The sequence below is a fragment of the Thermithiobacillus plumbiphilus genome, assembly GCF_038070005.1.
Taxonomy (GTDB): domain Bacteria; phylum Pseudomonadota; class Gammaproteobacteria; order Acidithiobacillales; family Thermithiobacillaceae; genus JBBPCO01.
The window spans coordinates 1-22,349 of record NZ_JBBPCO010000002.1; the positions used below are offsets into that span (position 1 = coordinate 1).

Annotated in this window: 22 protein-coding genes; 16 read left to right on the forward strand and 6 right to left on the reverse strand. The window is 61.4% G+C overall.

What is annotated here, in order from left to right:
• The 8 genes from rimP to WOB96_RS01990 all read left to right on the forward strand — a co-directional run.
• On the forward strand, positions 1-541 hold a 541-nt coding region (gene rimP / locus WOB96_RS01955; protein ID WP_341369586.1), incomplete at its 5' end, for a ribosome maturation factor RimP.
• 30 nt (positions 542-571) lie between these two features.
• A complete protein-coding gene (gene nusA / locus WOB96_RS01960; protein ID WP_341369587.1) occupies positions 572-2,065 on the forward strand; it encodes a transcription termination factor NusA in 1,494 nt (497 codons plus the stop codon).
• Between the two features lie 61 nt (positions 2,066-2,126).
• Complete coding sequence (gene infB / locus WOB96_RS01965) at positions 2,127-4,772, forward strand: translation initiation factor IF-2 (RefSeq protein WP_341369588.1); 2,646 nt, start codon at positions 2,127-2,129, stop codon at positions 4,770-4,772.
• A gap of 1 nt (position 4,773) precedes the next feature.
• Positions 4,774-5,154: a 30S ribosome-binding factor RbfA gene (gene rbfA, locus WOB96_RS01970; RefSeq protein WP_341369589.1), complete on the forward strand. Its 381-nt coding sequence runs from the start codon at positions 4,774-4,776 to the stop codon at positions 5,152-5,154.
• 61 nt (positions 5,155-5,215) lie between these two features.
• Entirely contained in the window at positions 5,216-6,157 is a 942-nt protein-coding gene (truB, locus tag WOB96_RS01975; RefSeq protein WP_341369590.1) for a tRNA pseudouridine(55) synthase TruB, read from the forward strand.
• A gap of 36 nt (positions 6,158-6,193) precedes the next feature.
• Entirely contained in the window at positions 6,194-6,463 is a 270-nt protein-coding gene (gene rpsO, locus WOB96_RS01980; RefSeq protein ID WP_341369591.1) for a 30S ribosomal protein S15, read from the forward strand.
• Between the two features lie 76 nt (positions 6,464-6,539).
• Complete coding sequence (pnp, locus tag WOB96_RS01985) at positions 6,540-8,555, forward strand: polyribonucleotide nucleotidyltransferase (RefSeq protein ID WP_423229714.1); 2,016 nt, start codon at positions 6,540-6,542, stop codon at positions 8,553-8,555.
• A gap of 72 nt (positions 8,556-8,627) precedes the next feature.
• Positions 8,628-9,884 (forward strand): M16 family metallopeptidase, encoded by a 1,257-nt coding sequence (locus WOB96_RS01990; protein ID WP_341369593.1) that lies wholly within the window; start codon positions 8,628-8,630, stop codon positions 9,882-9,884.
• Here the strand turns inward: WOB96_RS01990 and gloB are convergent.
• Positions 9,881-10,639, reverse strand: a complete 759-nt coding sequence (gene gloB, locus WOB96_RS01995) for a hydroxyacylglutathione hydrolase (RefSeq protein ID WP_341369594.1) — start codon at positions 10,637-10,639, stop codon at positions 9,881-9,883. The genes WOB96_RS01990 and gloB overlap by 4 nt on opposite strands.
• Before the next feature lie 56 nt (positions 10,640-10,695).
• On the opposite strand from gloB, the gene WOB96_RS02000 reads away from it, so the two are divergent.
• From WOB96_RS02000 to WOB96_RS02020, 5 genes are read left to right on the forward strand one after another with little or no spacing between them, the layout of a single operon-like run.
• Positions 10,696-11,499, forward strand: coding sequence for a class I SAM-dependent methyltransferase (locus tag WOB96_RS02000; protein WP_341369595.1), 804 nt, complete (start codon positions 10,696-10,698; stop codon positions 11,497-11,499).
• Positions 11,480-11,944: a ribonuclease HI gene (rnhA, locus tag WOB96_RS02005; protein WP_341369596.1), complete on the forward strand. Its 465-nt coding sequence runs from the start codon at positions 11,480-11,482 to the stop codon at positions 11,942-11,944. Before WOB96_RS02000 ends, rnhA begins: the two co-directional genes overlap by 20 nt.
• The gene (dnaQ, locus tag WOB96_RS02010; RefSeq protein WP_341369597.1) at positions 11,941-12,663 is read left to right on the forward strand and encodes a DNA polymerase III subunit epsilon; all 723 of its coding nucleotides are present in this window, start codon (positions 11,941-11,943) and stop codon (positions 12,661-12,663) included. The genes rnhA and dnaQ overlap by 4 nt, the downstream gene beginning before the upstream one ends.
• A 29-nt stretch (positions 12,664-12,692) precedes the next feature.
• Complete coding sequence (locus tag WOB96_RS02015) at positions 12,693-13,178, forward strand: gluconokinase (RefSeq protein WP_341369598.1); 486 nt, start codon at positions 12,693-12,695, stop codon at positions 13,176-13,178.
• Positions 13,179-13,200: 22 nt separating this feature from the next.
• Positions 13,201-13,968 carry a HoxN/HupN/NixA family nickel/cobalt transporter gene (locus tag WOB96_RS02020; protein WP_341369599.1) on the forward strand — a complete coding sequence of 256 codons (768 nt, stop codon included), beginning with the start codon at positions 13,201-13,203 and terminating at the stop codon, positions 13,966-13,968.
• A gap of 42 nt (positions 13,969-14,010) precedes the next feature.
• Here WOB96_RS02020 and WOB96_RS02025 read toward each other — a convergent pair whose 3' ends face one another.
• The 3 genes from WOB96_RS02025 to WOB96_RS02035 are packed head-to-tail and all read right to left on the reverse strand — an operon-like array spanning position 14,011 to position 14,975.
• On the reverse strand, positions 14,011-14,274 hold the full coding sequence (locus WOB96_RS02025) for a DUF5985 family protein (RefSeq protein ID WP_341369600.1): 264 nt from the start codon (positions 14,272-14,274) through the stop codon (positions 14,011-14,013).
• Between the two features lie 39 nt (positions 14,275-14,313).
• Positions 14,314-14,580: a DUF5985 family protein gene (locus WOB96_RS02030; protein ID WP_341369601.1), complete on the reverse strand. Its 267-nt coding sequence runs from the start codon at positions 14,578-14,580 to the stop codon at positions 14,314-14,316.
• Complete coding sequence (locus WOB96_RS02035; protein ID WP_341369602.1) at positions 14,577-14,975, reverse strand: hypothetical protein; 399 nt, start codon at positions 14,973-14,975, stop codon at positions 14,577-14,579. Before WOB96_RS02035 ends, WOB96_RS02030 begins: the two co-directional genes overlap by 4 nt.
• Before the next feature lie 281 nt (positions 14,976-15,256).
• Here WOB96_RS02035 and WOB96_RS02040 point away from each other — a divergent pair, with 281 nt between their 5' ends.
• The 3 genes from WOB96_RS02040 (at position 15,257) to corA (ending at position 18,984) form a co-directional block, all read left to right on the forward strand.
• Positions 15,257-17,677: a heavy metal translocating P-type ATPase gene (locus WOB96_RS02040; RefSeq protein WP_341369603.1), complete on the forward strand. Its 2,421-nt coding sequence runs from the start codon at positions 15,257-15,259 to the stop codon at positions 17,675-17,677.
• 2 nt (positions 17,678-17,679) lie between these two features.
• On the forward strand, positions 17,680-17,889 hold the full coding sequence (locus WOB96_RS02045; protein WP_341369604.1) for a heavy-metal-associated domain-containing protein: 210 nt from the start codon (positions 17,680-17,682) through the stop codon (positions 17,887-17,889).
• A 162-nt stretch (positions 17,890-18,051) separates the two neighbouring features.
• Positions 18,052-18,984: a magnesium/cobalt transporter CorA gene (gene corA / locus WOB96_RS02050; RefSeq protein ID WP_341369605.1), complete on the forward strand. Its 933-nt coding sequence runs from the start codon at positions 18,052-18,054 to the stop codon at positions 18,982-18,984.
• Here the strand turns inward: corA and WOB96_RS02055 are convergent.
• On the reverse strand, positions 18,981-20,270 hold the full coding sequence (locus WOB96_RS02055; RefSeq protein WP_341369606.1) for an NAD(P)/FAD-dependent oxidoreductase: 1,290 nt from the start codon (positions 20,268-20,270) through the stop codon (positions 18,981-18,983). The two genes, corA and WOB96_RS02055, sit on opposite strands and share 4 nt — an antisense overlap.
• A gap of 42 nt (positions 20,271-20,312) precedes the next feature.
• The gene (gene acs / locus WOB96_RS02060; RefSeq protein WP_341369607.1) at positions 20,313-22,271 is read right to left on the reverse strand and encodes an acetate--CoA ligase; all 1,959 of its coding nucleotides are present in this window, start codon (positions 22,269-22,271) and stop codon (positions 20,313-20,315) included.
• Between the last annotated feature and the right edge of the window lie 78 nt (positions 22,272-22,349).

Genomic DNA, 22,349 nt, shown 5'->3' on the forward strand with positions numbered 1-22,349 from the left:
GGCCTTCAAGCCCTATAATATAGCGCGATTGAAAAGTGGGCCTTGTGCCCGCTTTTTTGTTTTAGCCCTGGAGAGGATCATGCGCACAGTCGAGAACGGCAATGACCTTGAAAATCTCTTTCGGCCTACTGTGGAGCGAATGGGTTACGAGCTGGTCGACATCGAATTCGTTCGCTCTGGCCGCCAGCCGCTACTGAGGCTCTATATTGGTTCTCCTCAAGGCATCACTGTGGATGACTGCGCGGCCGTAAGCCGGCAGATCGGAGCACTGCTTGATGTCGAAGATGTGATTTCGAGCGCTTATCTTCTTGAGGTATCGAGTCCTGGGCTGGATCGACCCTTGAAAAGACCGGAAGATTTCGAGCGGTTCGCTGGTCATCAGGTCAGTTTACGCTTGCACTTGCCCATGGATGGGCAGCGCCGGTTTGTTGGTGAGTTACTTGGCCTGCAACAGGACTGCGTGCTGCTGAAGGTGGATCAGGATATCAAGCGCTTTCCTCTGGCAGATGTTGCGAAAGCCCGGTTGGTGCCGGAGCTGTGACGGCGGGTCCGTTCAGGACAGGAGCATGAAATGAGTCGAGAAATACTGTTTGTGGCAGATGCGGTCGCCCGTGAGAAAGGGGTGGACAAGGAGGTCATCTTTCAAGCGCTGGAAGCCGCGCTGGTATCCGCTTCCAAGAAGAAATATGGTCAGGACCTTTCCATCCAGGTCAGTATCGACCGTAAAACCGGCGAGTATTGCACGGTCCGCACCTGGGATGTCGTGGCAGACGAGGATGCCGTTACACAGCCGGAGTCGCAGTTGACACTGGAGGAGGCGCAAAAGCGCAAACCCGGTGCCAGTGTTGGTGATGTGCTGCAGGAAACACTGCCTGCCGTGGATTTTGGACGCATTGCCGCGCAGACCGCCAAGCAGGTGATCGTTCAGAAAGTGAGAGAGGCGGAACGCGACCAGGTCGTGGCGGACTTCTCATTGCGTCGCGGCGAGCTCATCAGTGGCGTGGTCAAGCGCATGGAGCGCGGTAGTGCCATCATTGATCTTGGTCGTACCGAGGCCTTGCTGCCGCGTGAAGAAATGATTCCGCGCGAGTCGATCCGACCCGGCGATCGCATCCGCGCTTATCTGCAGGATGTCCGGCGTACCCAGCGTGGTCCGCAGCTCTTTCTTTCCCGCACCGCGCCAGAGTTCCTGCTCAAGCTCTTCACCCTGGAAGTTCCGGAAATTTCCAATGGCATGGTGGAGCTCAAGGGCGCCGCCCGTGATCCTGGCGTCAGGGCGAAGATCGCGGTCCGCTCAAACGAGTCAAAGATAGATCCGGTGGGGGCCTGTGTAGGCATGCGGGGCAGCCGCGTGCAGGCCATCACCAATGAACTGGCCGGCGAGCGCGTGGATATCGTGATCTGGGCTGCAGATCCTGCGACCTTTGTCATCAACGCGCTCTCTCCCGCAGAAGTCTCCAGCATTGTCGTGGATGAGGATCTGCACAGCATGGATGTCGTGGTGGATCCGGAACAGCTGTCCCAGGCCATTGGCCGCGGCGGGCAGAATGTCCGGCTGGCCAGTCAGCTGACCGGGTGGGAAATCAACATTCTCACCGAAACCGAAGCTGGCGAGAAGCGCGAGAAGGAACAGGCCACATACTGTCAGCTCTTCATCGATGAACTGGATGTGGATGAGGATCTTGCTGCGGTTCTCGTGCAGGAAGGTTTTACCAGCGTGGAAGAGGTCGCCTATGTGCCTGTCTCGGAAATGTTGCAGATCGAGGGCTTTGATGAGGATATCGTCAATGAGCTGCGACGCCGGGCGCGTGATGTGCTCCTGAATCGGGCAATCGCGCAGGAAGAACAGGTTGAACTGAGTGAGCCTGCCGCCGATCTGTTATCACTGGATGGCATGAATGAGCCGCTTGCACATCTCCTTGCCAGCAAGGGGGTGAAGACGGCCGAGGATCTGGCTGAGCTCGGCGTTGAGGAGTTGCAGGAACTGACAGAAATTGATGCAGAAAAGGCTAAAAGGCTTATTATGGCCGCTCGGGCCCCGTGGTTTGCGGAACCCGCCGAGTAACTGCTGGAGGATTGGTCATAGGACCAATCTGGTCCGGTTGAAGATGATGCAGGAGAGGGATATGTCTTTGGTAACAGTCGCAAGTTTTGCAGAAGAGCTAAGCATGTCTGCACCCAGGTTGCTGGAGCAGTTGCGGGCTGCTGGCGTAGAAAAACGCGCTGCGGAGGACCCCCTTTCTGAGGAAGACAAGCGGCAGCTCCTGAGCTTTCTCCGGAAAACCCATGGCGAATCCGCCGCGGCTGCAGGGCCCCGGAAAATCACCCTGAAACGTACCAGCACCACGCAGATCAAGCAGACCGGGGTTTCCGGCAAGGCCCGTACGGTCAAGGTGGAAGTCCGCAAGCAAAAGGTTTACGTCAAGCGTGATTCGGTCGTGGCGGATGAGGAAGTCAGGCCCGGCGAGGATCTACCGCAGGAAAACACTGCAGTGGAGACGGCTGGCGATGAAATGATGGCTGTTACCCATGAAGCAGCGCAGGGTGAAGCCACGGCGCAGGAGACGTCTGACGCCGTAATGGCTGATCAGACCACGCCGGAGTCCGCCGCAGAAAACGAGGCGGATGCTGTGACTGCTTCAGATACCGGAGATCTTCCTGCCGCAGCGGATGCCGCGTCGGCGGCGCAGAATCCGGAAGCTAAGGCAGCTGTTCAGGAAACCGCTGTTGCGCCTGCTGCGGCCCCAGCTGCTCCGCGCAGCGATGCGGGCGCCAGGACTGCCGGTGCCGCGCAGCGGCCGGCCGCTGCTCCTGCGCCGGCCAGCAAGGGTAAACCAAAGAAACCTGCGGGACGCAGCTTCGAGGAAGAGGAGCGCCTTCGCAAGGGGGGGAAGAAATTCGGCAGGTCTGCCGCGACGCTGGCTGACGATGCGAGCCAGATGCGCCGGCGCAAGGATGCCCGTAAGCGGGACCGTGACCGTGATCAGCTTCATGGTTTCGAAAGACCGACCAAGCCGATCATTCACGAGGTCGCCATCCCTGAAACCATCACCGTGGCAGAACTGGCCAGCCGTATGGCCGTGAAGGCAACCGAGGTCATCCGGCAGATGATGAAGCTCGGTACCATGGCGACCATCAATCAGGTCATCGATCAGGAAACGGCAGCCATCGTGGTCGAGGAGATGGGACATACCGCCCGCCTGGTTCAGGTGGAAACCCCTGAGGATATGTTGCTGGATCGGAATGGTGGCGAGATTGCCGGCAGCCCCCGGCCACCGGTCGTTACCGTGATGGGCCATGTCGATCATGGCAAGACCTCCTTGCTGGACCGGATCCGCGAGGCCCGTGTTGCTGCCGGTGAGGCGGGTGGCATCACCCAGCATATCGGTGCCTATCACGTGCAGACCGAGAAGGGTACCGTGACCTTCCTGGATACGCCCGGCCATGAGGCCTTTACCGCCATGCGGGCTCGTGGCGCCAAGGTCACCGACATCGTGATCCTTGTGGTCGCAGCCGATGATGGGGTCATGCCGCAGACCATCGAAGCAGTCAACCATGCCAAGGCGGCTGAGGTGCCTATCGTGGTGGCGGTCAACAAGATCGACAAGCCAGCCGCTGATCCTGACCGGGTCAAGCAGGAACTGAGCAACTATGGCGTCTTGGCCGAAGACTGGGGTGGTGATACGCAGTTCATTCCCGTATCCGCCAAGACCGGTGACCATATCGACGACTTGCTTGACGCCGTTCTGCTGCAGGCGGAAGTGATGGAGCTAAGGGCGCCGGAGCAGGGACCGGCGCATGGTGTGGTCATCGAGTCCCGGCTTGATCGTGGCCGCGGTCCGGTGGCAACCATTCTGGTCAAGACCGGCACCCTGAATCTGGGCGATGTCATCCTTGCCGGTGCGGAATTCGGTCGTGTTCGCGCCATGCACGATGACCGGGGGGCGGCCATCAAGTCCGCTGGCCCGAGTATTCCTGTGGAGGTCCTTGGTCTTTCCAATGCTCCGGCCGTGGGTGAAGAGGTCGTGGTGGTTGCGGATGAGCGCAAGGCCCGCGAGATTGCCCTGTTCAGACAGGGCAAGTTCCGCGAGGTCAAGCTTGCCAACAGCCAGAAGGCCAAGCTGGACCAGATGTTCGAGCAGATGCAGGAAGGGCAGGTCAATACCCTGAACCTGGTCATCAAGGCGGACGTACAAGGCTCGGCAGAAGCCTTGCGTGATTCGCTGGAACGTCTGTCCACGAGCGAGGTCCGAGTACATGTGATTCACAGCGGTGTCGGTGGCATCACGGAAACGGACGTGAATCTGGCCAGCGCTTCGCAGGCTGTCGTCATTGGATTCAATGTCCGGGCCGATGCATCCGCCCGTCGTCTGGTCGAGCAGGAAGGCGTGGATGTTCATTATTACAATGTCATCTACGATGCCGTCAACGAGATCAAGGCCGCCATGAGCGGCATGCTGGCCCCCGAGATCCGGGAAAATGTGCTTGGCCATGCCCAGATCCGGCAGGTGTTCAGGGTTCCCAAGGCGGGCGCCATTGCCGGTTGTATGATCACCGATGGCGTGATCAGGCGCGGTGCCCATGCCCGGGTGCTCCGGGATTCGGTGGTGATATTCTCGGGAGACTTCGACTCCCTGCGCCGCTTCAAGGATGACGTCCGCGAGGTGCGCGAAGGATTCGAGTGTGGTATCGGCCTGAAGAATTTCAACGATATCAAGGAGGGCGATGTGATCGAAGCTTATGAAACGGTAGAGGTCGCTCGCACAATCTGACATGCCCAAGGAATTTAGCCGTTCACGGCGGGTTGGCCACCTGCTGCAGCAGGAGATTGCCGCGATACTGCCCGAGGTCCGTGATGTACGGGCCGGACAGGGCATTCTCCCCACCATCAGTGGCGTGGATCTGTCACCGGACATGAAGTCGGCCCGCATCTTCTTCAGCGTGATGACGGGACCGGAGCACGCAGAGGATGTGCGCCAGGCCCTGCAGAATGCCAGTGGATACATACGCCACCAGCTCGGCAGGCGGCTTGATCTGCGCCGCATTCCAAACCTTGTCTTTGCCTATGACACGAGCTTCGACGAGGGCGCGCATATGTCGCGCCTGCTGCATGATGCCCGGCGGATGTCAGACCAGGATGAGGTGGATGAGTGAGTCCGTACTATCTGGCGGGTGAGGCAGGGGCTTTGTCCCGTGGCGTTCCCGGCCTGATTCGATGGACATGGCGTTGGCGCCGGAGCAGGTTGTGAAGGACGGTATCCTGCTGCTGGACAAGCCGCTGGGCATCAGTTCCAACCGGGCATTGCAGCAGGCCAAGCGCCTTCTGGGGCTGAAGAAGGCCGGGCACACCGGCAGTCTCGATCCGCTGGCCAGTGGTCTGTTGCCCCTGTGTTTTGGTGAGGCGACCAAGTTCTCGCAGTTTCTGCTGGACGCCGACAAGGTGTACCGGGCCACATTCAGGCTTGGTGTGTCCACCACTACCGGGGATGCCGAAGGTGAGGTGCTGAACACCCGTTCGGTGCGACTGGTCGAGGATGTTCTGCACCGGGCCATGGCCAGCCTGCGAGGGGAAATCCTGCAGGTACCGCCGATGTATTCCGCCCTGAAGCATCAGGGACGGCCCTTGTACGAGCTGGCCCGCGAGGGCATCGAGATCATTCGTGAGCCGCGCCGGGTGCGAATTCACCGCTTCGACCTGCTTGCCATGGGCGAGGATACCCTCGACGTGGAAGTGGCCTGTTCCAAGGGAACCTATATCCGCAGCCTTGCTGTGGATCTGGGCGAAATCCTCGGTTGTGGCGCTCATGTCAGCGCCTTGCGGCGTCTGGCCTCCGGTCCTTTCCGGATCGAGCAGGCGCTGACGCTGGATGAGCTGGCCCTGGCAGGACCCGCTGCGGCGGGCATGCTGCTGGCAGTTGATCAGGTGCTTTCGCATCTGCCGGCGGTGTTTCTTGACGAGGCGGAGGCCAGGGCCATCGTGCTCGGTCAGAAGCTACGCCAGCCCGGTGGCGAAACGTTTTCAGGCGCCGTCCGGCTTTATGGTCCGGACAAGGTCTTTCTGGGCCTTGGAGAGGCTGCCGGGGAGGGTCGGATCGCGCCGCGGCGCCTGCTGCAGCAAATAAGCTGTTGTGGGAACAAGGGGCCGCACGTACAATAACAATTTGCATTCGAGTTTGCTTAAAGGAGATGTAGCATGGCGATGAGCGCCGAAACCAAAGCTGGCGTGGTACAGAATTATCAGACGCATCCGGGCGATACCGGATCTCCGGAAGTGCAGGTTGCCCTGTTGACCGCGCGGATCGAGGATCTGTCGGGTCATTTCAAGGCCCATAGCCATGATCATCATTCCCGTCAGGGCTTGTTGAAAATGGTTGGCCAGCGTCGCAAGCTGCTCGATTATCTTCGGCGTACGGATGTGAATCGCTATCGTAGCCTGATCGAGCGTCTGGGCCTGCGCAAATAAAAGGGGAAAGAGCTTGACCGTATATCGCCAAAGCATTTCCTTGGGGGGAAGGACCCTCACCCTAGAGACTGGTCGCATGGCTCGCCAGGCCGATGGCGCAGTATTGGTCAGCCTGGATGACACGGTCGTGCTGGTCACGGCAGTTGGCCGCAAGGAGGTCAAGCCTGGCCAGGATTTCTTTCCTCTGACCGTGAACTACCAGGAAAAGAGCTTTGCAGCCGGCAAGATCCCGGGCGGTTTCTTCAAGCGCGAAGGTCGGCCGAGCGAGAAGGAAACCCTGACCTCGCGCCTGACGGATCGTCCGCTGCGTCCGCTCTTCCCCAAGGGATTCCTCAACGAGGTGCAGGTCATCGCGACGGTGTTGTCCGTGGATCAGAACAATGATCCGGACATTCCCGCGATGATAGGCGCTTCCGCTGCGCTGGCGATCTCCGGTCTGCCCTTCGATGGTCCCATCGGCGCTGCCCGCGTGGGATACGTGAATGACGAATTCGTCCTGAATCCCACCTATGCGCAACTGGCCGATTCCCGGATGGACCTGGTAGTGGCAGGCACGCGTGATGCCGTGATCATGGTGGAATCCGAGGCCAGCGAGTTACCGGAAGACCTCATGCTGGAGGCGATTCTCTTCGGGCACCGGGAAATGCAGTCGGTGATCGAGCTGATCCAGCAGCTGGCGGCGGAAGCTGGCAAACCGCGCTGGGAATGGCAGCCTGCCCCGAAGGATGAGAGTCTGCAGGCCGAGCTGGTTGCCCGAGCCAGTGCGGCCGTGACCGAGGCCTATGGCATTCGCGAGAAGCAGGCCCGTCATGCGCGTCTCGAGCAGATCCGTGAGGAGCTCGTTGCGGAACTGGCGCCAGAGGATGCCGCGCGCGCGGAGGCCGTCCGCAAGGAATTCCACAGCCTGGAGAAGTCCGTGGTCCGGGGCCGCATCCTGGCCGGCCAGCCGCGCATCGATGGGCGCGATACCCGCACGGTGCGGCCGATCAGCATCGACGTTGGCGTGCTGCCGCGCACGCATGGTTCCGCACTCTTTACCCGCGGCGAGACTCAGGCCATGGTGGTGGCGACTCTCGGAACCAAGCACGATCAGCAGATCATCGATGCGCTGCAGGGGGAAATGCGTGAGCGGTTCATGCTGCACTACAATTTCCCGCCCTATTCCACCGGTGAAACGGGCATGGTGGGTAGCCCGAAACGGCGCGAAATCGGTCATGGTCGTCTGGCCAAGCGCGCGGTGGCCCAGGTCCTGCCCTCTGAATCCGAGTTTCCCTATGCGATGCGCGTCGTCTCGGAGATCCTGGAATCCAATGGATCGTCCAGCATGGCAAGCGTCTGCGGCGCCTCGCTGGCGCTGATGGATGCCGCGGTACCCATCAAGGCGCCGGTGGCGGGTATTGCCATGGGCCTGATCAAGGATGGTGACAAGTTCGCTGTCCTGACAGACATCCTGGGTGATGAAGATCATCTCGGTGACATGGATTTCAAGGTGGCCGGGACCGCCCGGGGCGTGACCGCCTTGCAGATGGACATCAAGATCCAGGGCATTACCCGCGAGATCCTGTCCCAGGCCCTGGCCCAGGCCCAGGAAGGCCGCATGCATATCCTGGGCAAGATGAATGAAGCCCTGCCGCATGCCCGCACGGACCTGTCCATGCATGCCCCACGCATCATCTCGATGCGCATCAACCCGGAAAAGATCCGCGACGTGATCGGGCCTGGCGGCAAGATCATCCGCGGGATCATCGAGGAAACCGGGGCATCCATCGATATCCAGGATGATGGCACCGTGCAGATTGCGTCGGTGGATGGGGAGGCTGGCATGGCTGCCCGCCGCCGCATCGAGCTGATCACGGCCGATGTCGAGGTTGGACGCATCTACGAAGGCAAGGTCGTGAAGATCATGGATTTCGGTGCCTTTGTGAATATCCTGCCTGGTCGAGATGGCCTGGTGCATATCTCTGAAATCAGCAATGAGCGCGTGGCCAACGTCCAGGATCACCTCAAGGAAGGTGACATGATCCGCGTCAAGGTGCTGGAAGTGGATCGCCAGGGCAAGATCAAGCTGAGCTTGAAGCGGGTGGATGCCTGAATCTGGGATTTCCGCCTAAAAGGCGTCGGGTTCGCCCGGCGCCTTTTTATTTTGGGTCGAGGTGAGTGGGGAATGAGTGCGGAGTTGTATGAAGAATTGCCCTATGAACGGACGATTCTGGAAAATGGCGTTGAGGTCCTCTCGATGCCGGTACCACATGCGCGAAGCGTGGTGCTGGGCTTCTGGCTTGAAAACGGCAGCCGGTATCAATCCCCTGAGGAGGATGGCTTTGCGCATCTGTTGGAGCACATGCTTTTCAAGGGCGGCGATCATCTCGATGCGGCGGCTCTGAGCGACGCCATGGAACCGCTGGGGGGCAACATCAATGCCTACACGGACCGGGAGCTCACGGTATATCACGCCACCGTGCTGAGTGAGGATCTGCCGGCCGCCTTTGGCATCCTGCAGGAGCTGGTGGTGCATGCCTCGCTGCCGGCCAGTGAGCTGGCGCTGGAAAAGCGGGTGGTGGCCCAGGAGGCCGCCATGGTGGCCGAAGATCCCGAGGAATGGGTGCAGGAGGAACTGAGCCGGCGCATGTGGGGCGGTCATCCCCTGGGCTGGCCCATTCTGGGACGCAGCAGCATCATTCGGCGCGCCAGCCGGGCCCGGCTGCTGGATTATTACCGCCGTCACTATGTTGGAAAGCGACTGAAGGTGGTTGCGGCCGGTCAGGTGGATCATGCGACACTGCTGGCACTGGCACAACAGGGTCTCAATGCCTTGGCAGCTGGAGATCCGGTGCCCGGTACCGAGCAGCCGCGCTTCATGCCCGGGCGATATCGTCTGAAACGCCAGACCCTGCAGGCGCATCTGGCCTGGGCCGCTGCGGGCTTTGCCGTGGATGCGCCCGAATATTATGTGGCGAGCATGGCCAATCTGATTCTGGGCGGAAGCAGTGGCAGCCGGCTGTTTCGCGAGATCCGCGAGCGTCTGGGGCTGGCCTACTCGGTATACTCCCAGTTGGAGTTCTACCGGGATTCGGGTGAGTGGCGGATTTATGCGGGAGCCAATGCCAGTGACTGGCAGCGATGCGAGCAGGCAGTTGGGGCCGTATTGCAGACGCTCATTCAGGAGGGGCCGACGCCAGATGAGATGGAGCGCTCCCGGCGTCATCTGCGTGCCCAGCTCCTCATGAGCCTGGAGGATGTCGAGGCGCGGATGTCGCGCCTGGCGCGTCAGCGCATTTATCTTGGCAGGACCGTGCCGGTGACCGAATCACTGGCGCAACTCGATGCGGTGCGGCCGGAGCAGATCAGCACTCTCCTGCGGGCACAATGGGCGAACCTCTGTCAGATCGTTTGCCTGCCAGTCAGTCGCCGCGAGAGCTAGAACTGATCCTTCCAGCGGCGCAGGGCGGCAAAGACGGCGACAGGGTCAGTGATGTCGCATGACGGATCAAAGGTCCGGGCGGCTTTCTGAACCGCTGCAATCCGGGTGCGCAGGAACGGATTGCCGTCTTGCTCGATGTCCATGCGGGAAGGGATGCTGGGCAGGCCGGCCTTGCGTATCGAGCTGACTTCTCGCTCGCGGTCCAAAAGCGCGGCATTGTCTGGCTCGACATGCCGGGCGAATCGTAGATTGGACAATGTATATTCGTGGGCACAGTACACTCGGGTATCGCCTGGCAGGCTGCCGAGGCGTTCGAGGCTGTCGTGCATCTGCGCCGGCGTGCCTTCGAAGAGCCGGCCACAGCCGGCGGAGAACAGGGTGTCGCCGCAGAACAGGGCATCCTCGACCAGGTAAGCCACATGATCCAGGGTATGGCCGGGTACCGCGATGACCTCCATGGGGATGCCTTCGATGAGCTGTCTGCCTGCCGAGAGGGGATGGGTCAGTCCTGGGGTCCGTTGGCGTGGACCATAAACCGGGATAGCATAGTGAGCAGCAAGCTCACGCACGCCGCCCACGTGATCGGCATGGTGATGCGTGACAAGAATGGCCGCGGGTGCATGTCCGGTCTTTTGCAGATAGTCATGTACCGGACCGGCATCGCCGGGATCGACGATGAATACACCCGAACCGCCGGCCCGAAAGCAAAAGATGTAGTTGTCCGCAAAAGCGGGCAGTAGATCGACATTTACCATGATAGTGCCTCCAGGGGATGCTTACGCCGAAATTTCTGGTGCCGCAGCTAAACAGTATGTCAGTGACGGACTGGTGGCAAACACCGACCGGCAGGGGGCTCGCTATCGCCAGCCATCGCGCGCTGTCCCCCTGGATCAAGCGCCTGGCCCCGTCCCGGGTGATGCAGCTCGGCCTCCCGCTCCTGTGGGATGCGCGCATGCCGGTGGAAGACTTCTGGCTGCTCTGTGACCCTGACTATCCAGCGCTGAGCCGGGTGGGCCTGCCTGTGCTGAAAGTCGCCGCCGATCCCTGCCGGCTCCCCTTCGACGCCGGAAGTTTCGATCTGTTGGTGCTGCCTTACCTGCTGGAGCGCAATGTGGATCCCTATCAGGTCTTGAAGGAGTGCTATCGTGTCCTGGCACCCGAGGGATATCTGGTGGTGCTGGCCTTCAATCCGCACAGTCTGTTCAGCCTGATGCGTCACTGGCAGTTATGGCGGGGCAATCTGCGCTGGCCCTGGCAGCAGCCCTTCATGCCCGTCGGCCAGGTGCGGCGCCTGCTGATGGAGCTTGGCTTTGAAATGCGCTCGGGCAAGTACTTCCAGTATCGTCTGCCGCTTTTGCCGCTGCATCTGCAGGCACGCAGCCAATGGCTGGAATTTGCCGGGGATCGCTGGTGGCCGACAGGGGCCAACGCCTTCATGCTGCTCGCCCAACGCCGCGAGCCTGGCTGGATACCGCCGGGTCTGTTGAAGAATGGGCTGGTGCCCGGCCTGGCTGGCGCGAAATGGAGCCCGGCGCCGGTGCGCGGCCTGTGCCGGGACAGCGATGATGAAGTCTTGCTCAGCGTGGAGAAAAAGCTTGGCTGCAAACCTCGTTGAAATCTTTACCGATGGCGCCTGTCGGGGCAATCCGGGGCCTGGAGGGTGGGGGGCGCTGTTGCGCTGGTCCGATCAGGAAAGGGAGTTGTCCGGCTATGAAGCAATGACCACCAACAACCGGATGGAGCTGATGGGGCCGATCCAGGCGCTGGAGGCGCTTAAGCGCCCCTGTCAGGTAAGTCTGACCTCGGACAGCCAGTATCTGCGCAATGGCATCATGACCTGGATTCATGGCTGGAAGCGCCGTGGCTGGCGCACGGCAGACAACAAGCCGGTCAAGAATCAGGACCTCTGGGAGCGTCTCGATGCCGCGGCGCAGCGCCACCAGGTGGAATGGCACTGGGTCAGGGGACACAACGGGCATCCTGAAAATGAGCGGGCGGATCGTCTGGCGAATATGGCCATCGACAAGGCTTTCGCTATGGACAGAAAGGAGCGGGCGTGACAAGACAGGTGGTGCTGGATACGGAAACGACGGGCCTGGAGGTGCAAAAGGGCCACAGGATCATTGAGATCGGCTGCGTCGAGGTACTCAATCGCCGGATCGGCGAACGTCACTTTCATTGTTATCTGAACCCGGAGCGGGAGATCGATGAAGGGGCCATGCTGGTGCATGGCATCAGCAATGAAATGCTGCAGGACAAGCCGCGTTTCAGGGAGATAGCAGCCGATTTCCTGGCCTTTGTGGAGGGTGCCCAGCTCATCATCCACAATGCGGCCTTCGACATGGGTTTTCTGGATCGCGAGCTGTCGCTGATGGGCGAGAAAACGCTGTCCGAGCGCTGTGACGTGATCGATACCCTCAAGTTCGCGCGCGCCCGCCACCCCGGCCAGAAAAATGATCTGGACAGCCTGTGTCGCCGCTACAGCGTCGACAACAGCCGCCGCGACAAGCACGGCGCCTTGCTGGACGCCGAGATCCTCGCCCAGGTCTATCTGACAATGACGGGTGGGCAGGTCAGCATGCTGCTCGATGCGGATACGGCTCAGGATGCCAGGGGAGCGCCCTCGAAGGCGCAAATGGCGGCACGGTTGAACGATCGGCAGGTCGGGCCGCTGCGCATCCTGCAACCGAGTCCCGATGAGCTGGCTGCCCATGCCAGTTACCTGCAGGGACTTGACAAGGAGAGCAAGGGACAATGCGTCTGGCTGGCGGAGCGATGAAAATCAGGTCCTGAGGCAGGTGATGATTGATGGTGATCGTGATCATGGGTGTGGCGGGTTCCGGCAAGAGCACCATCGGACAGGCCCTGGCTCGGGATCTGGGCTGGGGTTTCATCGACGCGGATGACCTGCATCCGCCTGCAAACATCGAAAGGATGCGCGCCGGCCTGCCGCTGACGGATGCCGATCGGGCGCCCTGGCTGGCCGCACTGCGTGAGCTGATCGCCCGCTGTCTTGCCCAACAGCATCATGTCGTGCTTGCGGCTTCCCTGCTGAAGGCAGCATATCGGGAGGCGGTCGGGGTCGATCAGGATCAGGTACGGCTGGTCTTTCTGCATGCCGACCCCACCCTGATCCGGCAACGTCTCGAGAAGCGCCAGGGGCACTTCATGGCAGCAGTGATGCTGGACAGCCAGCTTGCCACGCTGGAAGTACCCGATACAGGTTTGAGGGTGGACGCCTCGCAACCACAAGCACAGATCGTGACAGCGATTCGCCGGGGAGTGTCACTCTAAGAACGGTCAGAAAGGGAAAGGCATGGACTTCGGAGCGCACGGCCTGTGGGCCTGGCTGGGGCTGGTATTTGCGCTGGGCTTGCGCCACGGCATCGACCCCGATCATCTGGCGAGCATCGATGCCCTGACCCGGCTTCATGCTGATACACGGCCGCGTCTGGCCCGGCGCGCAGGCTTGTACTTTGCACTGGGACACGGTCTGGTGGTCACGCTGGTGGCGGTCCTGGTCAGCACCCTGATGCAGCAGGCCCGCATACCTGGATGGTTCGAAGGACTGGGCATCTGGAGTTCGGTGATTCTGCTGACCGTGCTTGGCTCGGCCAATATCTGGAATGCCCGGCGAGGCGGGCAGCAAATCATCGGCTTGAAAAGCAGGTTGTTTGCTCCTCTGCTGCGGGTGCAGGGGCCGGGTGCGGTGATACTGGTGGGGGCCCTGTTCGCCCTGGCCTTTGATACCCTGAGCCAGACTGCAGTCTGGACACTGGCGGCCGGTTCCCATGGGCAGTGGGCGGCGGCGCTTCTGGGGCTGAGCTTTACTCTGGGCATGGTGTTGCCGGATGGCCTGAACGGTCGACTGCTGGCCGGGCTCCTGCGCCGCAATGGCTCGCCCGCCCGTGCCGCGGGCTTTGTCGTCGGCCTGATCAGCCTCGCGATGGCGGCATTTGAAGCCTATGGCTTCCTGCTGCCGCGGCAAGGGGCCTGGATGGCAGGAAGAGAATGGCTTCTTAGTTTGTTCCTGCTGCTGCTCCTGCCATTGCTCTTGCTGGGCAGGCGGTCGGAGAACAGTTGAGGTGTTTGGAATAGCAGTATGGCCATGCAGACGGGCCTGAATTCAAGCCCGTCCGGCACGGTTCTTGTCGATGATGGCAAACAGGATCAGCAGAAAGGCCATCAGTCGAAGAATGTAGAGTCCAGTGTAGTAAAACTCCTGCCCCTCATCCACGAACGCCAGTCCGATGCGATTGATGCCCAGGATGACAAAGGCCATGGCGAAGAACAGGAACAGCCGATCACTGCTTTTCTTCCAGAACTTGAGAAAAAACAGCCCCGCAGCCAGATGTGCCATGGCGATGGCGCCGGTCAGGAAACCATACATACTATGTCCCTTTTCCCGAGGTATAGCCGGAGAATGTGTTCATTCGGTGTCCCAGATCAATCCGTAGAGCAGAAAGGAAAGACCTATCAGGGCAGGCAATAGTCTCTCCAGACTGAAGTCGATAACATTGGGCAACATCACCATGTCGACATAAAGCAGTACATTGTTCAAGCCGAGGCCGACAAAGCAGAGGCTGCTCCACAAGAGAAGACGGGCACGGCTTTTCCAGTAACCGCGCAGCAGCAGGATGGCACAGGCCACGCTGGTAGCGGCACACAGCAGGTACACGATTTCGGCAGCACTCATTCAGGCTTGTCCTTTCGTAGCCGGAAGGCATCGGCAAAGACCCGGATATTGTCGATGGGCTTGGAGAAGATCAGGTTGATGACGCTCATGCGTCTTTCCGCATAGATGTGCGATAACCCTGCGACCTTGCGGTTCAGTTCCGTGTCGGATTCATTAAAGTAATAGTGGTGCTCATCATTCGAGCTGGTGCATGCCAGCATGCGCTGGGCACAGAGATCCTGCAGGCGGTTTTCTACCGATTGCCTGTCACCACGTAATTCCTGGGCAATTTCTATAGCGGTCCAGGATCGTCCGGTGTCGCGATGCAGCAGCAACAGTATCTCGAGCTGCTCGACGGAGTGGATGTGCTTTATGAGAAAATCGTTGATTTCTTGCGGAAAACCATCTGATGCCACTGGAGCTCCCCGGTTGCACCCAGTTCAATAGCCTCTGAGTTTTTTCGTCAGTCCAAGGTGGAGTATCAACCTTACACGATTTATCCTGAAAAGCCCACCCCGGAGTAGGCGGGGCAGCAGGACTGGACCCGGTCCCGAGTGCCGCTCTGGCAGGCAAGGCGCCGTATGTGCAGGTAGCTGAACAAATCAGAATTTTGCCCTCGTCTCGGGGTCTATTGTATTTATAGTGCATACTTCTGATCTGGGAAATTTCTCTCGCAGGATCGGAACAAGGAGCGGACATGAGCGAAAAACGCATTGATCTGCCCGTAGAGGGCATGACCTGCGGCGCCTGTGCGGTACGGGTCGAACGGCAATTGAATCGCTTGCCGGGCGTCGAGGCGGCGGTCAACTATGGCAACGAGCAGGCCAGCGTGCGCTTTGACCCGGCCCAGACCCAGCTTTCGGAGATGCTTGCGGCCATCGAGAAGGCGGGTTATGCCGTGCCGAACGCCCGGGCGCAACTGGCGATCGAGGGCATGACCTGCGCCACCTGCGCAGGCAGGGTGGAGCGCGCGCTCAAGCGTCTGCCAGGCGTGCAGTCCGCCGAGGTCAATCTCGCCAGCGAACAGGCCTTCGTGACCTATGTTCCCGGCGCGATCAGCGTCGATGAGATGATCCGCGCCGTAACCAACGCCGGCTACGGCGCTACGCTACTGGAAGGCGATGCCCAGGCCCAGGCCGAGGCGCGTCAGGCCGAAACCCTGCAGCGCGAGATGCGGCGCTTCGTGATCAGCGCCCTGCTGACCCTGCCCTTTGTGATCCAGATGCTCGCCATGCCCTTTGGCAATGCCTTCATGCTGCCGGGCTGGCTGCAGTTGCTGCTCGCCACGCCGGTGCAGTTCTGGGTGGGCTGGCGCTTTTACCGCGGCGGCTATCATGCCCTGCGCGGCGGCAGCGCCAACATGGATGTGCTGGTAGCACTCGGTACCAGTGCCGCCTATGCCTATAGCGCCGCGGTGCTGCTGGCTGGCACGGGCGGGCATCTCTATTTCGAGGCCAGCACCGCCATCATCACCCTGGTGTTGATGGGCAAGCTGCTCGAAGCCCGCGCCAAGCAGCAGACCACCGCTGCGATCCGCGCCCTGCTGGCGCTGCAGCCGGATACCGCCACCCGGCTGGAGGCGGATGGCCGCGAGGTGGCCGTGCCGGTGGCGCAGCTGCGCGAGGGGGATCGCTTCGTGGTGCGGCCCGGTGAGCGCATCGCGGTGGATGGCGCCGTGCTGGAGGGACAGGCTCGGGTGGACGAGTCCATGCTGACCGGCGAGAGCCTGCCGGTGAGCAAGCAGACTGGCGACAAGGTCTATGCCGCGACTACCAACCAGAATGGCCGTCTGGTGGTGCAGGCCACTGGTGTTGGCGAGCATACCGCGCTGGCTGCCATCGTCAGGCTGGTGCAGGCCGCCCAGGGCTCCAAGGCGCCGGTGCAGCGCCTGGCCGACCGCATCAGCGCGGTCTTCGTGCCGGTGGTGATCAGTATAGCCCTGCTGACCTTTGTCGGCTGGTTCTTCGTGGCCGGATTCACGCCGGCCCTGGTCAATGCCGTGGCCGTGCTGGTGATCGCCTGCCCCTGCGCGCTGGGGCTTGCCACGCCCACCGCCATCATGGTGGGGAGCGGCCAGGGCGCGCAAAGCGGCATCCTGATCAAGAATGCCGTGGCCCTGGAGCAGGCCAGCCACATTCAGACCCTGGTGTTCGACAAGACCGGCACCCTGACCGCCGGCAAGCCGGCAGTGGTGGACATGCTGGCGTTGGAGGGCGCCACGGAAGACGAGCTGCTCGTCTGGGCGGCCAGCGCCGAACAGGGTTCCGAGCATCCGCTCGGGCGCGCCATCCTGGCGGCGGCGCAGACGCGCGGCTTGGCCTTGCACCCGCTGACGCATTTCGAGGCGCTAGCGGGCAGGGGCCTGGCGGCGGAGATCGACGGACATCGGGTACAGGTCGGTTCCGCCCGGCTGGTACCCTTTCCCGCGGCGCAGCAGAGCAGGCTTCAGGATTGGGAAGGCCGGGCTCGCACCGTGGTCGGCGTGACCCTGGATGACCGGCTGCTTGGCTTCATTGCCATTGCCGATCCCTTGCGCCCCAGCGCCGCGCCCGCCGTGGCACGCCTGCGCGAGATGGGCCTGCGCGTGCTGATGCTTACTGGTGACAACACGCGCACGGCCGAGGCCATTGCCCGCGAACTGCAGCTCGATGGTTACTTTGCCGAGATGCTGCCGGCGGACAAGAGTGAAAAGATTGCCGCCCTGCGCGCCGAAGGCCAGATCGTCGGCATGGTTGGGGATGGCATCAACGACGCCCCGGCACTGGCGGGCGCGGATGTCGGCATTGCCATCGGCTCCGGCACGGATGTGGCCATGGCCGCTGCCGATCTGACGCTGATGCGCCCGGATCTCCTGAGCGTGGTCGATGCCCTGCGTCTGTCCCAGGCGACACTCGGGAAAATCCGGCAGAATCTTTTCTTTGCCTTCATCTATAATGTGCTGGGCATTCCGCTGGCGGCACTCGGGTTCCTCAATCCGGTGATCGCGGGCGCGGCCATGGCCATGAGTTCGGTTTCCGTGGTGAGCAATTCCCTGCTTCTGAAGCGCTGGCGCGCGATCAGCCAGGCAGGCGAACCGGACATCCAGACAATACATGAACCCCAGAGCAAAGGAGCCTGAAAATGGAAGAAGCCAATCTCAAGGTCAAGGGCATGACCTGCCAGCATTGCGTGCGCGCAGTCAAGAACGCTATCGAGCCCATGGCTGGCGTGAAAGCAGTCTTTGTCGACCTGCCCAATGGCGAGGTCAAGGTGCACTATGAACCCGGTCAGGCCGATCCTGCCGCCTTTCGGGCCGCCATCGAGGAAGAGGGCTACGAGGTCCTGCAATAGGTGGTCAGTGCGCTCGAAAATCGCGCGGCCCGGGCAGGGTTGCCGCCAGGCACCCTGCGGGGTCCGGAGCCAGCGCCGGCAAAACATCCGGAAATCAGCCTGATCCGTTACTCCCAGGGGCATTTTGAAGAGCAGAAACTGAGTGAGCTGCCAGATGACTGCATGAAGGTCGGCCAGGAGGGCGTGATCTGGCTCGATATCCAGGGCTCACCCGACACGGCACTGCTGGAATCCATTGGCCAGCACTGCGGCTTGCATCCTCTGGTGCTGGAGGACATCCAGAACCCGGTTCAGCGACCGAAGGCCGAGAACTATGAGCAGCAGGTCTTCATCGTGTTGCGGGCGCTGGTCTATATCGAGAAGAAGGACCGGGTCGCCAGTCATCAGATCAGTCTGGTGCTCGCGCCCGGTCTGGTGCTGAGCTTCCATGATGGCGACCGGCCGGTATTCGAGGCGGTGCGCCAGCGGCTGCGCAATAGTCGGGGTCGCTTCCGCTCGCTCGGTGCCGATTATCTGGTCTATGCCCTGATCGATGTGGCGGTGGACCAGTACTTTGCGGTATTGGAGCGCTTTGCCGGGCGGCTTGAGACCCTGGAAACGCGCGTGCTGCACCATGCCACACCACAGACCCTGCAAACCATCCAGCGACTCAAGCGCGATGCCATGGCGCTGCGCAAGACCGCCTGGCCCATGCGTGAGTTGCTGGCTGAGCTTGCACGCGGGGACTTCGAGCAGTTTCGGCCGGAAACCCTGGTCTATCTACGCGACGTCTATGATCATCTCGCGGAAATCATCGACAATATCGAGAATTATCGGGATATTCTCTCCGGCACCCTCGACATCTATCTGTCGAGTGTCAACAACCGCACCAACGAAGTCATGAAGGTGCTCACCATCATCGCCACGCTGTTTATCCCACTGACCTTCGTCACCGGCATTTTCGGTATGAATTTCAAGTACATGGCGATTCTGGACTATCCCTGGGCCTTTCCGGCGACACTCATCATCATGGGCGCGCTCGGGGTCTTGCTGCTCGGTTACTTCTGGCGCAAGGGCTGGCTGGGGGGAGGGGGCGCGCTACGCGAGCGGCGCTAGCTGGGTGGTTCCGGATTCTCCTGTAGCGTGATCAGACGCGCGCCGCGGCGGTAGGTGAAATAGGACCAGCCCCACTGAATCATCACCGAGAGCCGGTTTTCAAAGCCGATCAGAAAATAGATGTGCGCGATTAGCCACAGTATCCAGCCGAGGCGACCATCGAAGTGCAGGCGGCCGAAGTCGGCAATGGCGGCGGCCCGGCCGATAGTGGCGAGTTGGCCCTGGTCGCGGTACTGGAAATGCGGGAGCGCGGGCTGTCCCTGGATCAGCTGCTCGATCTGCTGCGCGACGTAGTGCCCCTGTTGTTTGGCCACCGGCGCGATGCCGGGCAGGTCCTGGTCACGGATGTGGGCGGTGTCGCCGATCACGAAGATCTCCGGGTGGTCCCGCAGGCTCAGGTCCGGTTCCACCCACACTCGCCCGGCACGATCGGTATCCGCCTCGAGCCAGCGCCCGGCCGCCGAGGCGGTCACGCCAGCCGCCCAGAATACGCTGCGGGAAGCGATTTTCTCGCCACTTTTCATCCGCACGCCGGTTTCATCGATGCAATCCACCTTCTCGCCCGTGCGCACTTCCACCCCGAGCCGCTTGAGATCGCGCAGGGCTTTCTCGATGAGATCGTCCGGAAAGCTCTGCAGGATCTTGTTGCTCGACTGGATCAGGATGATGCGCGCCGAGCGCGAATCAAAATGCCGGTACTCGCTCGGCAGGGCACTATAGGCAAGCTCCGCGATGGAGCCCGCCATTTCCACACCGGTCGGCCCGCCGCCAACCACCACGAAGGTCAGCAGCGCCTGACGGCGGGCCGGATCGTCCTCCAGTTCCGCGCCTTCGAAGGCCAGCAGCAACTTGTTGCGGATGGCACGGGCGTCTTCCAGGGTCTTCAGGCCCGGCGCGAAGCGCTCCCAGTCATCGCGGCCAAAGTAGCTGTGGCGGGCACCCGTGGCAATGATCAGATGATCGTAAGGGATGGGCGCATGGTCCCTCAGCATGACCTCGCGCCGAGCCTTGTCCACGCCGGTCACTTCACCCATCAGCACCTCGGCATTTTTCTGCCGGCGCAGGATGGCGCGTATCGGTTCGGCAATATCCGAGGACGACAGCGCGGCAGTGGCAACCTGATAAAGAAGGGGCTGAAAAAGATGGTGGGCATTGCGGTCGATCACCGTGATCCGCACTGGCGCCTTGCGCAGGGCCTGGGCGGCGCTGAGGCCGCCAAAGCCGCCACCGACGATGACAACATGAGGCTGTGATTGCGGGGCTGCATCCATCCCCGCATTATTCACGGCGGATACCGGGATGGTATCCGCCTTTTTGGCGGAAACCTTTTAGCGTTCCAGTTGCCGCACCGTTTCCTCGTTCTCCAGGGTCGAGGTGTCCTGGGTGATCTCCTCGCCGCGGGCGATGGCGCGCAGGAGACGACGCATGATCTTGCCGGAGCGGGTCTTGGGGAGATTGTCGGTGAAGCGGATCTCATCGGGCCTGGCGATCGGGCCAATGGCATCGGCCACATGCGCCCGCAACGTCTGCGCCAGCGCATCCATGTCCTCACCGGCGTGCGACTGGCGCAGGACGACAAAGGCGCAGATCGCCTCGCCCTTGATCTCATGCGGGCGTCCGACCACGGCGGCCTCGGCGACGGCCGGATGCGCGACCAGGGCCGACTCGATCTCCATGGTGCCGAGACGATGGCCGGACACATTCAGCACGTCATCGATGCGACCCATGATCCAGTAATAGCCGTCCATGTCGCGGTGAGCACTGTCGCCCGCCACATAAAAACGGTTGTTGAACTTGGCCCAGTAATTTTCGATATAGCGCGCCTCATCGCCCCAGACCGTGCGCAGCATGCCCGGCCAGGGGCGCGTCATCACCAGATAGCCACCCGCCTCGGTGCTCTGGATGATCTCGCCTTCCTCGTCGACGATATCGGGAAAAATGCCGGGCAGGGGCCTGGTGCAGGAGCCCGGCTTCAGCGGCGTAACGCCCGGCAGCGGGGAAATCATGTGGCCGCCGGTTTCGGTCTGCCACCAGGTATCGGCAATCGGGCAGCGTTCCTTGCCGATCACTTTGTAGTACCACATCCAGGCTTCCGGGTTGATCGGCTCACCCACGGTGCCGAGCAGGCGCAGTGATGAGAGATCATAGCGATTCGGCCACTCGTCACCGAGCTTCATCAGGGCGCGGATGGCTGTGGGGGCGGTATAGAAAACATTGACCCGATGATGTTCGATCATGTCCCAGAAGCGCCCGGCGTCCGGATAGGTCGGTGCCCCCTCGTACATGAATACCGTCGCGCCGAGCGCCAGCGGTCCATAGACCACATAGCTGTGCCCGGTGATCCAGCCGATGTCGGCGGTGCACCAGTAGACATCGGTGGGCTTGAGGTCAAAGACCCAGTGCGTGGTCAGCAGCGACCATAACAAATAGCCACCACTGCTATGCACGATGCCCTTGGGCTTGCCGGTGGAGCCGGAGGTATAGAGGATGAGCAGGGGATGCTCGGCATTGACTGCAAGGGGCGCGCAGTCCACTTGGGCCTTCGCCGCGAGATCATGCCACCAGAGGTCGCGCCCCGACTGCATGTTCACCTCCTCACCCGTGCGCTGGAACACGATCATGTGCTCGACGGCATGGCTGCTACGCGAGAGTGCCTGATCGGCATTGTGCTTGAGCGGCACCACCTTGCCAGCGCGATAGCCGCCGTCAGCGGTGATCAGGAGCCTGGCCTGGGTATCCTCGATGCGGTCCTTGAGTGCCTCGGCGGAAAAGCCACCGAACACCACGGTATGAATGGCACCAATACGGGCGCAGGCCAGCATCGCGATCACGGCCTCGGGGACCATCGGCATGTAGATGGCCACCCGGTCGCCCAGGTGAATGCCAAGGTCCTGCAGGGTTGCCGCGAAACGGCTGACTTCCCGATGCAACTGGGCATAGGTCAGGGTCACGACCTCACCCTGCTCGCTCTCCCAGATGATGGCCGCCTTGTTGCGGGTCGGGCTGTCGAGATGGCGGTCGAGGCAGTTGACTGATACGTTCAGTTCGCCGTCACTGAACCATTTGTAGAAGGGGGCCTGGCTGTCATCCAGTACCTGATTAAAGGGCTTGTCCCAGTGAAGGTGATCCCGCGCCAGCTTTCCCCAGAATTCGGCCGGGTTCTCGGCAGCCTGGCGGCACAGGGCCTCATACTGGGCTTGATCCATGTTGGCTTGCCGGGCAAATTCCTCGGGGACAGGAAAGGTCCGTGCCTCGGTCAGTATGGATTCGATCTGCGTGCCGCTCATGGTATCTCCTGCTTTATTGAGGTAGAGGGCAATGGTAGTGACTTGTGCTGGTTTCGCCAAGCCCCGTGCGCGGTCCAG

What these genes read in the sequence shown, in the direction of transcription:
- nusA (WP_341369587.1), top strand. Translation starts at nt 572, where the DNA reads ATGAGTCGAGAAATACTGTTTGTGGCAGATGCGGTCGCCCGTGAGAAA.
- infB (WP_341369588.1), top strand. Translation starts at nt 2,127, where the DNA reads ATGTCTTTGGTAACAGTCGCAAGTTTTGCAGAAGAGCTAAGCATGTCT.
- rbfA (WP_341369589.1), top strand. Translation starts at nt 4,774, where the DNA reads ATGCCCAAGGAATTTAGCCGTTCACGGCGGGTTGGCCACCTGCTGCAG.
- truB (WP_341369590.1), top strand. Translation starts at nt 5,216, where the DNA reads ATGGACATGGCGTTGGCGCCGGAGCAGGTTGTGAAGGACGGTATCCTG.
- rpsO (WP_341369591.1), top strand. Translation starts at nt 6,194, where the DNA reads ATGGCGATGAGCGCCGAAACCAAAGCTGGCGTGGTACAGAATTATCAG.
- pnp (WP_423229714.1), top strand. Translation starts at nt 6,540, where the DNA reads ATGGCTCGCCAGGCCGATGGCGCAGTATTGGTCAGCCTGGATGACACG.
- WOB96_RS01990 (WP_341369593.1), top strand. Translation starts at nt 8,628, where the DNA reads ATGAGTGCGGAGTTGTATGAAGAATTGCCCTATGAACGGACGATTCTG.
- gloB (WP_341369594.1), bottom strand. Translation starts at nt 10,639, where the DNA reads ATGGTAAATGTCGATCTACTGCCCGCTTTTGCGGACAACTACATCTTT.
- WOB96_RS02000 (WP_341369595.1), top strand. Translation starts at nt 10,696, where the DNA reads ATGTCAGTGACGGACTGGTGGCAAACACCGACCGGCAGGGGGCTCGCT.
- WOB96_RS02015 (WP_341369598.1), top strand. Translation starts at nt 12,693, where the DNA reads ATGGTGATCGTGATCATGGGTGTGGCGGGTTCCGGCAAGAGCACCATC.
- WOB96_RS02020 (WP_341369599.1), top strand. Translation starts at nt 13,201, where the DNA reads ATGGACTTCGGAGCGCACGGCCTGTGGGCCTGGCTGGGGCTGGTATTT.
- WOB96_RS02025 (WP_341369600.1), bottom strand. Translation starts at nt 14,274, where the DNA reads ATGTATGGTTTCCTGACCGGCGCCATCGCCATGGCACATCTGGCTGCG.
- WOB96_RS02030 (WP_341369601.1), bottom strand. Translation starts at nt 14,580, where the DNA reads ATGAGTGCTGCCGAAATCGTGTACCTGCTGTGTGCCGCTACCAGCGTG.
- WOB96_RS02040 (WP_341369603.1), top strand. Translation starts at nt 15,257, where the DNA reads ATGAGCGAAAAACGCATTGATCTGCCCGTAGAGGGCATGACCTGCGGC.
- WOB96_RS02045 (WP_341369604.1), top strand. Translation starts at nt 17,680, where the DNA reads ATGGAAGAAGCCAATCTCAAGGTCAAGGGCATGACCTGCCAGCATTGC.
- corA (WP_341369605.1), top strand. Translation starts at nt 18,052, where the DNA reads ATGAAGGTCGGCCAGGAGGGCGTGATCTGGCTCGATATCCAGGGCTCA.
- acs (WP_341369607.1), bottom strand. Translation starts at nt 22,271, where the DNA reads ATGAGCGGCACGCAGATCGAATCCATACTGACCGAGGCACGGACCTTT.